Genomic DNA, 13,791 nt, shown 5'->3' on the forward strand with positions numbered 1-13,791 from the left:
GGACACCATGACTGAACCCATCAAAATCGGCATCGGCGGCCCGGTGGGCGCCGGCAAAACCCAGCTTGTGGAGCGGCTGACCCGGCACATGAGCCGCGAGATTTCCATGGCCGCAATCACCAACGATATCTACACCATCGAGGACGCCAAGATCCTGGCCGCCAACGGGATCCTGCCCGAGGATCGGATCATCGGCGTCGAAACCGGCGGCTGCCCGCACACTGCCATCCGCGAAGACACCTCCATGAACACCGCGGCCATCGAGGAACTCAAGGCGCGGCACCCGGACCTGCAGGTGATCTTCGTCGAGTCCGGCGGCGACAACCTCTCCGCCACGTTCAGCCCCGAGCTCGTGGACTTCTCCATCTACATCATCGACGTGGCCCAGGGTGAAAAGATCCCGCGCAAGGCCGGCCAGGGCATGATCAAGTCCGACCTCTTCATCATCAACAAAACCGACCTCGCACCCCACGTCGGCGCCGACCTGTCCGTTATGGAGCGGGACTCCCGCGAGTTCCGTGGCGACAGGCCCTTCTGTTTTACGAACCTCAAGACCGACGAAGGGCTCGACGCCGTCATCGAATGGGTGCGGCGGGACGTCCTGATGCTCGACTTGGCTCAATGAGCACGACGGCGGCCCGTTCGCCTCATGCGGTCATCTCACCTGGGCCTGCGCCCGCGGGTGATAGGGGCCGTGCCCGCTCCGCGGTGCCCACCACGCCGCGGCCCCTATCACCCGCGTCCGCTGATCGGCCCGCGATGGGCCGATTGGAGCTCCGGGTCGCCGCGCGTGGTCAGCGCTCGGTGGCCGTATACCAGTACCATCAAGGCGCCCTGAGAGTTCTACGGCCGCATTATCTGGATGAGTCCGGGCAGGTTTGTTATGTCCTTGTGAATCCTGGCGGGGCGTATCTTGGGGCTGATCTCTTTTTGCTTGATGTGGAGGTGGGGGATGGGGCTGACCTGCTCCTGACTACGCAGTCGGCGACGAAGATTTATCGGACTCCTGGATCCTTTGCTGAGCAGCGGATGGCTTTGAGGTTGGGGGAGGGGGCCCGGCTGGAGTTGATGCCTGACCAGCTCATTGCCTATCGGGAGGCCAGCTACCGGCAGAACACGCACGTTACCTTGCGGCCGACGTCGAGCCTTGTCATGGCTGAAGTGATCACACCGGGCTGGTCGCCGGACGGGGCGTCGTTCAAGTATGAGGAGCTGCGGCTGCGCAACGAGATCCACGTCGATACTGGCGGCAGCGCGCAGCTGCTCGCCCTGGACAATCTGCTGATCCGGCCCCCGTTGAACGATGTCACCGGGCTGGGCTTTATGGAGGGCTTCAGCCACCTGGGCTCGCTGGTTGTGGTGGACAAGCGCGTGAACCAGGCGCTCGCCGATGAGCTCCATGCCCTGACCTCCGGGCACGACGCCCACACGGGAATTTCCCTCACGCGCACCGTGGCTGGAACCACGGGGCTGGTGCTGCGGGCACTGTCCAACAGCACCGGCGAGCTGAACAGCCTGCTGGGTGCGTGCACGGCGCTGTTGCGGGACCGCTGGCACGGGCAGGCGCCCCTGAACCTGAGGAAGTACTGAATGACAGCGCTGACCCAGTTCGCCGTGATGTACCGCGAGCGGGACTCATTGCCGGTCCGCACCCGGCTGCTCTTCACGTTCGGCGCGGTGGCCGCATTGCATCTCGCCGCCGTCGTACTTCTGCTCAGTGGAACCGCGGGCGGTGGGCAGCCGCTGGCACTTGGCCTGGTGCTGACTGCCTATTTGGCCGGGGTGAAGCACAGCTACGACTGGGACCATCTGGCCGCGATCGATAACTCCACCCGTAAGTTTGTGGCGCAGCGGCAGGACCCCGTGAGTGTGGGCTTCGCGTTCAGCCTGGGGCACAGCTCGGTGGTGATCCTGGCCGGAGTGCTGGTGGTTGCAGGCGCCACGATGGTGGGGCGGTTTATGGAGGACGGATCGGCCGGGAACCAGGTGCTGGGTCTGATTGGGAGCGGTGTTTCCGGGCTGTTCCTGCTGGCTATGGGGTTGTTCAACGGCTCGTCCTTTGTTCGCGCAGTGCGCGTCTACCGTGGCGCCCGGGCCGGTGGCAGCATCGATGCGGCCGATCTTGAGGCGCAGGGATTCGTGGCGCGGCTCCTCGCCAAGCCCTTGTCCCGGGTAAGGCGGCCGCGGAACATTTACGTGATCGGGTTCCTGTTCGGGCTGGGTTTTGACACGGCCACCACCATTGGCCTGCTGGTGATGACGACGGCGGCGTCGCTGGCCGGCGTTTCGCCGCTCGCCCTGATCGCGCTGCCCCTCGCGTTCACCGGTGCGATGACGCTGTGCGATTCGCTGAACGGGGTGGCCATGATGCGGATGTACCGCTCGGCCCTGGAGGATCCCGGGCGCAAGCTCGGTTTCAACGCGGCGGTGACCGGGATCTCTGCGGTCTCCGCCCTGTTCATCGCTGCGATCACGCTGGGCGGCTTCGTGAACGCGGCCTTCGGGCTGAGGGACCCGGTCACGAACTGGCTCGGTGCCGTAGACCTCGGCGATGCCGGACTGTTGCTTATCGCCCTCCTGCTGACCGTGTGGGGCGTGGCCAGCCTCAGGCCGTCTGCTCCACCGCCTTCAGAATCGCCTGGCCCAGCTCAACCGGCTTCGTGAACTGCGGCCAGTGCCCGGTGGGCAGGTCCACTAAGTCGACGTCGCGTACGCGGGCCAGCTCAGCGGTGAATGGGTGGCCGGCGTCGATCCATTCGGTGAGGAGCGACGACGGGAATTCGCAGGCGATCACGGTGGCAGGAACGTCGTACCGGCGGACGTCGTGCAGGCGCTGCTTGCCGTAGGCCACACCTTTGGGCTCGGGGATGGCGCGCGCCCGGAACTTGGTCCGCAGCTCGTCGGTGAGGTCCACCAGGTCAGCATCTTCGAAGCCTTCCCACGGTGGCAGTGGAACGTCGTCGCCCTTGGCCGGCAGCTCATTGTTGATGACGCCGCCCTCACCGAGCGGTCCGCTGTCCACGTAGATGTTCCGGGCCACGCGGTCCGGCCGCGCGTCCGCCACTCCGTGAATGACCGCACCACCGCCGGAATGCCCCACCAGGACCACCTTTCCATTGAGCCCGTCCACAACGTTCACGACGGCGGCGATGTGGTCCTTCAGCGTGATGCCGGCACGCCGTGCGTCCACGGATTCAAGGCCGGGCAGCGTCAGGGGATGGGTCGTGTGCCCCGCCGCTTCCAGTGCCGGCGTCACCTCCTCCCACGATGACGCGTCCAACCAGAAACCGGGTACGAGGATGATGTCCATGACGGAACCCTACTCCGGGGTACCGACACCGGGTAGGGCATTCGGGCGGCGGCGTATGGTGGCTGCGGACGACCGAGACACGCCTTTTGTCGGGGGGGCGCGGGCAAAACAGAGTAGGACAGCTGAGCTGATTGGTGTCCTGACCGGATCTTGCCTGTACCCGCTCGAGCCATTCGTTTGGATCCAGAGTGCGGAAGCGATCGACCGGATACGCTCTCCCTTCACAGGGAACTTTCCTGAGCCATAACCGTCAGGTTGAAACGTGAGACTTCCCGGAGCCCGTGTCAGTGAATACAAAATTGCACCCTATTCCGACGGGTTTCACAGGGACTACCTGACGTCAGGTTGAGGTGTGGTCCAGCCAGGCGCGGGTACAGCCTACCCGCGCCTCCAAAGATGCTGAGGTCCCCGCTTTCCAGACCGGGGCCGGGCTGGAAAGCCGGGGCAGTTTACCTTGGTCTTGCGAGAGACCGACCGTGAACGAGCATTTCGGCCTGCCGAAGCCGGCCAGTACACGCACACTGGAACCCCTTCCGGCATAGCGTGGCGGGCATCCTGTCACCCAGCACTCAAGGTTGGACCGGGAGCATCTGGTCGACCGGTGTAGCTTCGGCGCGGTATTTGCCCGCCCGAAGCAATACCAATGCGCGATGGGGGACTTGGGGTGGGAGGTGCATGCCAGCGGTGGGTTGCTGTCCCTCCGCCCCAGTGATACAGAAAGGCCTACGAGGGACACCCTGTTGAGGCGCAGCAGAGTCCACAGAGGCTGAATGACGGAAGTCCTGGACGGCAGTACCAGCAGAAATTCGGAGCGGTGGATCGGCAGCAACTGCCCAGGACCGGGAAAGGCGCACCTTGAGCGGCGGGTAGCTATGAGCAAGGGGCCGCTAAAAGGGGTCGAGAGACTTCGTGCCAAGCCACGTGTATGACATTCCCGGATACAGGGAACGGGCCGTAAAGCCGGCCGAAGATCCCTGCCGACAATCTAATGCAGTAAGAACATGGCGCGGCCGGAGCGCGCTACAAGCCCAGTCATCATCTAGAGGCGTATTCTCAAGAGAATTATTGGGACACGAGCAGGAGGTTACGGAATGGAACCCATAACACTGATACTTGCGGCATTGGCGGCCGGCGTCGGAGCAGGGGCAACTGACGCGGCACAGACCGCCATCGGTGACGCATATGAGGGCCTTAAACGCTTAATTTTGGGACGCTTCGGACAAGATACTAAGGCCGCGTCTGCCCTGGCCATGTTCGAGAGCAATCCTGATGACACCATTGCTTCCTACTTGAGCCCGCACCTTCTGGAGTATCAGATGGAGGATGACACGGAAATTTTGTCCACAGCGGAGGAGCTACTGACCCTAGCCAAATCCTCGGCGAGCGGTGCTGCTTCAGTTGCCTTCACGGGCACTATCAGCCAGCGTGCCGACCGGGGAGGAGTGGCTCAAATTGGGGGTAACACCGGATCCATTAGGACGAGCTACACAGAGGCAACACGTCCGAGCAAAAGCCTCAGGCAGGATGATGCATAATCGGGCTCTGTGAGATTTCCTTACGGCTCGCTTTCGCCAGCCAGCTTCATCCGATGTTCGGTTGACTGCTTTTCGAGATGCTTTTCCATAACGTCGACGAGCGCTGGGACCTCGTCCGTTCCAAGTGTGCCTAACCCGGTGGCATAGGGCGTATGAGCTTGCACCCACTTTCTGGCTGCGTCAACCACCCGCTGCAGCTGCTCCGGAGTTAGTCGCGTATTAGCGAGGAGTTGCCTTAGTACATTGGCAGCCTCGTCTCTGGCATAGTGATGATTCAAGTAGGTGTCAGCCGAGGCCCGTACCGACTCAGCTTGAATCGGCTGCAGGTCAGTTCGCTCCAGCAACGCAGCCAGGACGGACCATGCCTGACTCATTTGAGCATGTGAATTAAGCCACTCAATAGACAAGGTTATGGCAATGTCGGCCTGCTTCACGGTCAGGTCTGCACGGAGCAACATGGTCCGCAGAACGAACCGAGTCTGAAGATACTCCATGTGCCTGGATGACCATGAGGCGGCAGTGTTCACCACAAGGTCCAGCTGCTCAGGACTTAGATTAGGAGCTCCAAGCAGCACAAGGACTTTACGTTTGCTGGCATTTGGACTCTTGTCGTAATTATTGACAGCATCGACGAGCGAATCTATGAGTCCGCTTCTCTGAGCATGACTTAAACCCTCGATGGCAAGGTATCCGCGAACTAAGCTAGTTGACAAAGAAAAATCGTTGCCCGTGAGGAAGTGCTCGAGCTGCTCGGCGCTGAGTTCGGAGCGGCCTAATAAGGCCTTCTGCACAAATTGGGTTTCAACGCCTGAACCCGCATTCTTGTCCAGCCATACGTTCGCAACGGCACATGTTGCTTTGCTCTGTTCTTCTGTAAGGTCAGTGCGCCCAAGTAGGTACCGGAGCACGTAGGTAGCTCCAGCAGTGAAGTTATCGGCCAACCAGGCGTGCGCGACGCCGCATACCTTTTCGATTTGCTCCTCAGACAAGGCGTCTCTCTCCAAGAGAGCCTGCAGCACAAAGTTGGCTTCGGGGCCGGAGTGGTTATCTAACCAAGCGAGGGCTGCCTCGCATGCTGCTTTGCTCTGTTCTTCTGTGAGGTCAGCGCGTCTTAGTAGGGATCGGAGCACATAGTTAGCTCCAGCAGTGAAGTTATCGGCCAACCAGGCGTGCGCGACGCCGCATACCTCTTCAATCTGCTCCTCAGACAAGTTGTTGGATTCCAATAGAGCCTGCAGCACATAGTTGGCTTCGGGACCGGGGTGGTTATCTAACCAAGCGAGGGCCGCCCCGTATGCTGCCTCGGCTTGTTCTGCGCTCAAGGGCACGGAGGCTCTCAGTAGAGACTGCAGCAGATAGCTCGCTTGAGGGCCGCTATTGTGGTTCAACCAGTTATGGGCTACTTCGCATGCCGCTTTCGTTTGTTCTTCGGTCAGGTCCAAGCGGTTCAATAGAGCACTAATAACGTAGCTGGTATCTGCGCCGAGCCCGGGTCCAGGGTGAAGAGTGTCAAGTATCCATGTGCGCGCCGCTTCGCGTGCTGCTTTACTCTGCCTTTCAGTCAGGTCACTGCGAACCAACAGCGGCTGAAGCACATAGCTGGCCTCCGGGCCCTGGTTTTCGTTCAGCCAAACATGGGCGGCGGAACAGGCTGCGTCGACTTGTTCCTCCGTTAAGTTGGTACGACTTAGCAGTGCTTCAAGGACATGCCATGCTTCAACGCCGGTGTTGTGTGCCAGCCAGGCCCACGCTGCGACACATGCGGCCTCGGCCTGTTCTTCTATGAGGTTCGTGCGGCGCAGCAGAGGATCCAGCACATAGCTGGCTTCCGGCCCATAATTGTCGACAATCGAAGCGAAAGCGGCATCACATGCCCTTTGGGTCTGTTGTTCGGTCAGGTCGGCACGGCTAAGCAGGCCCCGCAACATAAAGCTCGCTTCGAGGCCTTCGCGCTCCAGCGCGGCATGGGCTGCGTTGAGGGCTGCTTCCGTTTGTTCTTTACTGAGGTCGGTCCGACCCAGCAGGGCCGGCACTAGATAGCTGACCTGAACGTCGGAGCAGGTTGCTGCGTGCTCGAGAGCCAAACGGACCGCAGTATTGAGTTGGCCCGATGTCAGTTGAGGCCGACTCAAAAATGCGCTTAAAACAAAGGCGGCATTGGAATTTGTAGCATGCTGCTCGAGCCAAGTACTTCCGAAGTGAATTGTCGCCAGCGAGTGTTCCGCGCTTAGATCCTTGCGAAGCAGGAGTGCAGAGAGCAGGTGTGATGTGTATGGGCGGCTCCCGTGCAGATTTAGCCAATACAGTGCCCGATCAATTGTTCTCGTTGTACGTTCGGGACTCAAAAGAGAGGAAGCCAGGAGGCGGGATAATACGAAATCTGCGCCAGGACTGTCGGAATACTTCTCGGTCCATGCATAGGACAATTCAAGGAGCGCATTGACATGCTCCGCGGACATCTCTTCACGGTCGAGAAGATGCCGCAACAGGTATTCTGTGCCGTCAGGCGGGTTAGCCTCCAACCAAGTCAACGCCATTTCCCCAATTTGGGCACTGTAAACATCGGGAAGGCTCTGTGCTGCGATAATTAGCAATCCCCGCGCCGCTGCGTGAGAGCCAAGTTCCCGAAGCAGGGGCTTCGTCACCAGGTCCCAAGTTGCCTGCGGACCGGATAACAGAGGAGTGGTTAGGAGGGCTGATGCAGTAACGGCGCCCTCCCAGGGGTCACCGGTCAAGGCAGTAAGTATGTTAGGTCCACTGGTATCGACCCAGTGCCCCGTGCAATCCCGCAGGGTTGTATTTATGTCATCGCGTGCCTCACGCTCATCGTGGATGCGCTCAAGAGTGATAAAGGCGTTTGTTAGAGTCGTCGGCATCGTTGATGCAGCGTCTAAAAGGGTAGTCAGGTGGGCTGGATGGACTCCGATCCCACTCGGGAAGAGGACACTCTCTACCACGTGATCCACTACAACGTCGTGGACTGCGGCAAGCTTGTCTGCCGTGGTGTCAGCAGGCGTAAGCCAGCCCATTGTGGCGAGCATGTTCACGAGGTGCTCTGCAGCCGGGTGAGAGTCCTTATGCTGCCCCAACCTAGCGAGCACTGTGGCAGCTGTCATGGCAGATTGTTGGCGCGTCGTGGGTGTCGTGGCTAGGACAACCGCCGTCGCGTGAACGGTTTCGTCGACGGTGGGTGGCAGTAATGCAGTCTTGGGATGAGCAAGTGGCAACAAATGGTCTTCTGTAAGGCGATCACGCAAATAATCGCTCAGGTCGCCGGAAATAAGTGTGTCGGTGGCCATCCCCGAAATGATGTGATCCTCGACAATTGTCGCTATAAGCCTTACTAGGACGGGGCGAGTCAATCCGGTACGGCCTAGGACATACTTCAGGCCTCGCCGTTGGACAGCCGTAGGGGCTGTCTCAGCAGCCACCGCCGCACACACCTCGTAAAGATCCTGAGGACTGGGCGCTAGTTGAACCCGGTCCATCGATTTGAGACCAGGATGTTCTGTGTGATTGTTCCACCATCCGGTGCGGACACTGGCTATCACGGCGAGCCTGGGGTTGGGATATCTGGCCGCCGCAGCTAAATCCTGCAATAGGTCTAAGTCAAGGGTGGCGTGGTAGAGGTTGAGGTAGTCGATAACGATCAGGACCGGGTGGGACGAAGTCTCGGTCCGGTCTTTGAGATAGTCCAAAGCGGGAGATACATTTGAGCCCCGCATATGGAACACGTCCCATCCCTCCTTTGAAGCCAGAGCGGCAACCTCAAATAGGGTGCGTGTTTTTCCGATTCCCCCGTGCCCAGTCAGCAGGATACTTCCGGCTTCGGATGGATTCGTTGCTTTAGCCCAAAGGGTTTGTGGATGCCAAGGGGCATCTTCACGAGGGGCGTGAAAGGGCAAGACCCATTCGGTCAATGCGGATCTGTGGCCTCTTAGCGTAGCGATCACAGCCGCGTGTGGCCTTAAACATGCTGGTATTCGAACTGGGGCCACGAGACTTACGTTGGTGACTATGTCACCCACCGATGCCCCAGACGCAACAACTACACTGCCGCGATCGGCAGTCACACTCTCGATTTGAGGGACCGCTGGTGCTGGTGATAGGGGAGTAGAAGTACTTGCGCCGCCAGTGAGTGGAGAAGACTGCTGTTGCCTGGAAACCGTTGTCACCGGTCGAGGCGCAGGCCGCCACAGCCCCGGCCCCGGTTTTGGAACAACTGACGCAAAACCACTCATCTTCGCGCCGTAGACCTGGGTCTGGCTTGATTGCTCTGTACTGGGCTCACGATTGTTGTGGGTCGTAGAGCGTGAAAGGGGCAGATCAGACGATGATCCCTCTACGTTACCTACAGAATGCGACATAGAGCCTTTCCTCAGTTCAGGCACCGGTACCCAAATCAGCGCGGCATTTAGATGAGCCTCGTAAACCAACCACCTTGGGAGTGAGCATATTACTGTTCGCGGCCACCGGAGGGAACAAAAAGATTTTAAGGGGACCTTGCCGTCCTATGCGCGCTAAGCGTTAGCTCGGCGAGCATCCGTAATATGAAGTTGTCAGAGCGCTCTGACCGTCCCTTCCGGAGCTTCAGCGTTACATAACGTCCGTTATCGGCCCTCCGGGCCGTCGTTAGACGAGTGAATCTTTCATCTACTTGCAGGCTCTTTGGCTTCGAGTGAGCGGTAACTCTGTAGTAGCCTCCCGTGGCTGGGACGGGCGTTTCGAATTGACGCTTCTCTTGACCCACCGAGGACGCCTCAGCACACCCTGAGCGCGAGCGGCCGTCCCAGCGAAAGCATCGATGACGGTCGACGTTGCCTCATGCCACAGCCACATGTAGTACCGCGGTACCACGTGCACCTTCTGGGAAGTGTCCTCTGGGCCGATGTTCGGGAAAGGGGCAAAACGTAGCGTGAAAAGCGATGCAGCCGCACACACTGTGCCAGCCCGCACGTTCATAGAATCGAGACCCAGCTCATGGCTTCCCGTTCACGACGCTTTTCCAACGCCGCTGTCTCCTGGGCATTATTCCTGACCGTTGTGGCTGCGCTGGCCTTCGCTGGCGTCGACGTGGCTGATGCACAAAGCCATGCCGCGCCACCACAGCAGAGCCTGCAAGGATTGCCGGTGAACCGGCCTTCCTCCTCCGGCCCGATCGTTGTTGCCGTTGTCCTCGGCTCGTCGGGCACCGTGGGGAGCGACGTATTGGCTCCCTACGAGGTTTTCGCCAGTTCCCCCGAATTCTCCGTCTACACCATCGCAGCCGGGCCAGGTCCTGCACCGATTGACGGAGGTACGGCGATCGTGCCGACCTACACCTTCAACGACGTCCGGTCGGGCAGGGCCCGACAGCCGGACGTCGTCGTTGTCCCCGCCGTCGGCGCCCCCGAGGGGCAGGAGGAAACCGCAATGCGGGAGTGGATCCTGGAGGAGTCAGGGCGCGGAGCCCAAATTCTGGGCGTCTGCAACGGATCGAACGTCCTGGCCGCGACCGGTGTCCTCGACGGGCACAAGGCGACCGGCCACTGGTCACGTCTAAGTTCTCTGAAGAAGAGCCGTCCCCAGGTTCAATGGGCCGAAGGCCTGCGGTACGTCCAGGACGGCATGATCACCACCACAGCCGGTGTCACGTCCGGCATTCCGGGGGCGCTGAAGGTCATGGCGGACCTGGCCGGCACCGACGAAGCTGAACGGGTCGGGCGCCTGGTGAACTATCCGGGCTGGGCGCTCACGGCGTCGGCATCGATACCCGTCCAGTCCTTTGCCGCCTCGGACATTCCCGTCGGACTCAACGCCCTCGTCCCGTGGTTCCGGCCGACGATCGCCGTCGGGCTCTATGACGGAGTGGGAGAATCCGACGTCGCCAGCGCCTTCGAGGTATACAACATGTCCTTCGCAGCCCGCACCGTGCCGGTCGGCACCACGGACACCGTCACCACCAGGCACGGGATGATTCTCCTCACCATTCCGGAAACCCGGGCACCCCAGGTGGACAAGGTCATTGCACCAGGCGCGGCCCGGGACCAGGACATCAACCCCCACTTGAAGGAATGGGCCGCGTCCCGCGACGTATCCGCCGATGCCTTTGCCGGCGCTGATGGTGCGCTCGGCTTCGATGGCGCGCTAGAGTATTTGGCGCAGCATACCGACCATGCCACCGCCCTATCGGCAGCCAAGATGATCGACTATCCCACCGCGCATCTGAACCTTCCGTCCAGTGGAACCTATGTCCGCGTTCCCGTCCTGATCGTGCTCGGCCTGCTGCTCGCCGTTCTCGCCGGTGCCCTGCCGGCCCTCATTCGCACCGCCATCCGGCGTCGGGCAGAGGGACAGATCGGCGCGATGGTAGAGAGTGGTTTCTGATGCCGTTGGACCAACTTTCCGCAATACTCGCCTGTGGGCTTCTGGCAGCCCTGGCCGTCTTCCAAGTCGCTCTTATTACCGGGGCTCCGCTCGGAAGGATGGCCTGGGGCGGACAACACCGCGTCCTCCCAACCAACCTCAGGATCCTCAGTGTGGTCTCCATCGGCCTGTATGCAATCTTCGCCTATGCAGCATTGGCCAAGGCTGGCCTTGTCCCGCCATTGATAGGGGAATCCTTGATGACCGTCACCATCTGGGTGATGACGGGATACTTCGCGCTCGGCGTCCTGATGAACGGCCTCTCGCGCAGCAAACCCGAACGCTTCGTGATGACCCCCGCTACGGCTGCCCTTGCCGCCCTGTACCTGGTCCTTGCAGTCCAATGATTCTCCACGCTGGCACTGCCCGTTCCCTGCCAACTGAAGACCGGAGGCCGTAATGCACTTCACGACGGGTAGAGTCCGGAGAATGACAGGGACGGGAGGAAGTGAGCGCCTTCAGTCGTCGGCGGAACCGGCGTTGCCGACGCCGGGTCCCACGGAGGAGCCGATCCGGTATCGCCGGTGGCGCTCCCGTCCGGGAATCACGGACTTTCTGATCTCTGCCGCCTACACAGGGCCGGCCCTTGCGGCGGCTGCTCTCGTTCATGAGACCAGCAGCCCGGGGTTCGTTCTCCAGTTGTTCGCGGTGGTGGTTTCCGGAACTGCCCTGCTGTTCCGCCGGCGGGCTCCGATGTTTTCGTTTGCCGCCACTGCGGGCATCATGCTCCTCACGTTCCCGGCGCCAGCAAGCTTCGCAGCGGTAGCGGCAGCCATAACCCTGTATACCGTCGCCGTTTACAGTTCCGCCCGGCACGCAGCTATTGCCCTCGTCGGGACCAGCGGCGTCCTCCTTCTGGCCGCGGTCCTCTTGCCCGGGTCTATGGTTGACCCGGGCCAGGCAGGTCAGGCAATTGCGGTGCTCGTGATCGCGGCACTGATCGGCTTCAACGTCCGCTCGCGGCGCAGCTATGTGGCCGCCCTCGTGGACCGCGCCGACCGGTTGGTGCGGGAACGGCAGCATTTGGCCAGTATCGCCGCGGCCGCTGAGCGAAACGTGATTGCCCGGGAGATGCACGACATCGTCTCGCATGGATTGGCCGTGATGATTTCCCTGGCCCATGGTTCTGCAGAGATCGCACCCTCTGACCCTGCCCGCGCCGCCGAGGCCATGCGCCAGGTCGCCGCGACTGGCCGCGCCGCGGTGGCAGACATGCGCCGGATGCTCGGAGTGCTGAACGAAGGCAACACCGGGGAACTGCCCGGCACGGTAGCCCCGGCGCCGGGTGTCCGGGAAGTACCAGCTCTGGTGGAACTTTTCCGCTCGACGGGCCTTCCGGTGGTCCTGCGGTCAGATGGTGTTCCTCCGGCTGACACCGGGATCCAGCTGGCAATCTACCGCGTCGTACAGGAGGGTCTCACCAATGCGCTTACGTACGCGAAGGAGGTATCGACGGTGGCTGTCGAGGTGCAGTTCAGAGCCGAAGAGATCACGGTCTTGGTAATTGACGATGGCCAACATGTCGTAGCTCCCGCAGGGCACTCCGGACGTGGCCTAGTGGGGATGCGTGAGCGCGTCGCGCTGTATGGCGGCACGATGGAGGCGGGCCCCATGGCGGGCCGTGGATGGTCCGTGACCGTACGGTTCGTCCCGCAGGAAGGAGCCTCATGGAGCCAGTAACTGCCTCACCCGGGCGATCGATCCGGGTGCTGCTCGTCGATGACCAGAATCTTGTCCGGATGGGATTCCGTATGGTCCTAGACGCCCAGGAGGGAATCGAAGTCGTCGGGGAAGCCGCCGACGGCAGGATGGGAATCGAAATGTCTCGCAGCCTTGCCCCGGATGTGGTGCTGATGGATGTGCGAATGCCCGGCATGGACGGCATCGCCGCCACCAGCACAATTGTTGAGGAGCATCCGCAATCACGGGTCATTGTCCTCACCACGTTCGATCTCGACGAGTACGCCTTCGCTGCACTCCGGGCCGGTGCGAGCGGTTTTCTCCTCAAGGACGTCGGACCAGCCGAGCTGGTTACGTCCATCAGGGCCGTCGCCGGAGGAGATGCCGCCATCTCCTCCAGGGTCAGCCGCCGGATGCTGGACCTCTTCAGCCAACGGCTTCCCTCCGGTCCCCGACCAAGGGGCGACGAAGCCGTCGCAGCCCTGAGCCCGAGGGAACGCCAAATCCTCTCGGCCATAGCCGGCGGACTAACCAACACTGAGATCGGAGAGCAAATGTTCGTGACCGAATCAACCGTGAAGACCCACGTGGGCCGCATCCTGATGAAACTCGGGCTGCGCGACCGCGTCCACGCCGTCATCTTCGCCTACGAAAATGGCCTCAACGACCACCACCGTTCCCAGCCCGGTTGAACTAAACCCCAACTTGACTCCACGCTTGCGTTGAGTCATCCCGCTCACCCGCTGCCCCCGGATTCCGGGCTCGGTGGCTGCAGTGATCGGCGAACCCTGTGAACGGCTTTCGGTCCCACTTCGTGAGGTTGGATGAAGCCGGTGCCTGCGATCTTTCTGCAGTGTTGCT

General features: G+C 61.2%; 10 protein-coding genes. 8 read left to right on the top strand and 2 right to left on the bottom strand.

The window, feature by feature from the left end:
- Positions 1-7: 7 nt before the first annotated feature.
- From ureG to AC1MCD_RS00440, 3 genes are all read left to right on the top strand, one after another.
- Positions 8-625 (top strand): urease accessory protein UreG, encoded by a 618-nt coding sequence (ureG, locus tag AC1MCD_RS00430; RefSeq protein ID WP_498674818.1) that lies wholly within the window; start codon positions 8-10, stop codon positions 623-625.
- Between the two features lie 134 nt (positions 626-759).
- Positions 760-1,590: an urease accessory protein UreD gene (locus tag AC1MCD_RS00435; protein WP_498674821.1), complete on the top strand. Its 831-nt coding sequence runs from the start codon at positions 760-762 to the stop codon at positions 1,588-1,590.
- A complete protein-coding gene (locus tag AC1MCD_RS00440; protein ID WP_498674822.1) occupies positions 1,591-2,664 on the top strand; it encodes a HoxN/HupN/NixA family nickel/cobalt transporter in 1,074 nt (357 codons plus the stop codon). It begins immediately after the preceding gene.
- Here the strand turns inward: AC1MCD_RS00440 and AC1MCD_RS00445 are convergent.
- A complete protein-coding gene (locus tag AC1MCD_RS00445) occupies positions 2,606-3,310 on the bottom strand; it encodes an alpha/beta fold hydrolase (protein WP_498674823.1) in 705 nt (234 codons plus the stop codon). The genes AC1MCD_RS00440 and AC1MCD_RS00445 overlap by 59 nt on opposite strands.
- Positions 3,311-4,401: 1,091 nt before the next feature.
- Between AC1MCD_RS00445 and AC1MCD_RS00450 the strand changes: the two genes are divergently transcribed.
- Complete coding sequence (locus AC1MCD_RS00450) at positions 4,402-4,845, top strand: Het-E N-terminal domain-containing protein (RefSeq protein ID WP_498674827.1); 444 nt, start codon at positions 4,402-4,404, stop codon at positions 4,843-4,845.
- 20 nt (positions 4,846-4,865) lie between these two features.
- On the opposite strand, the gene AC1MCD_RS00455 is transcribed toward AC1MCD_RS00450, so the two are convergent.
- On the bottom strand, positions 4,866-8,144 hold the full coding sequence (locus tag AC1MCD_RS00455; protein WP_498674829.1) for a hypothetical protein: 3,279 nt from the start codon (positions 8,142-8,144) through the stop codon (positions 4,866-4,868).
- Between the two features lie 1,681 nt (positions 8,145-9,825).
- Between AC1MCD_RS00455 and AC1MCD_RS00460 the strand changes: the two genes are divergently transcribed.
- The 4 genes from AC1MCD_RS00460 to AC1MCD_RS00475 all read left to right on the top strand — a co-directional run bounded on the left by AC1MCD_RS00460 (position 9,826) and on the right by AC1MCD_RS00475 (position 13,622).
- Complete coding sequence (locus tag AC1MCD_RS00460) at positions 9,826-11,211, top strand: DJ-1/PfpI family protein (protein ID WP_498674831.1); 1,386 nt, start codon at positions 9,826-9,828, stop codon at positions 11,209-11,211.
- The gene (locus AC1MCD_RS00465; RefSeq protein WP_498674834.1) at positions 11,211-11,597 is read left to right on the top strand and encodes a hypothetical protein; all 387 of its coding nucleotides are present in this window, start codon (positions 11,211-11,213) and stop codon (positions 11,595-11,597) included. Before AC1MCD_RS00460 ends, AC1MCD_RS00465 begins: the two co-directional genes overlap by 1 nt.
- Before the next feature lie 82 nt (positions 11,598-11,679).
- Positions 11,680-12,930, top strand: a complete 1,251-nt coding sequence (locus AC1MCD_RS00470; protein ID WP_498674836.1) for a sensor histidine kinase — start codon at positions 11,680-11,682, stop codon at positions 12,928-12,930.
- Positions 12,918-13,622, top strand: a complete 705-nt coding sequence (locus AC1MCD_RS00475) for a response regulator (protein WP_498674838.1) — start codon at positions 12,918-12,920, stop codon at positions 13,620-13,622. The genes AC1MCD_RS00470 and AC1MCD_RS00475 overlap by 13 nt, the downstream gene beginning before the upstream one ends.
- The last annotated feature ends 169 nt before the right edge of the window (positions 13,623-13,791 follow it).

This window comes from Arthrobacter sp. BF1, assembly GCF_056680215.1.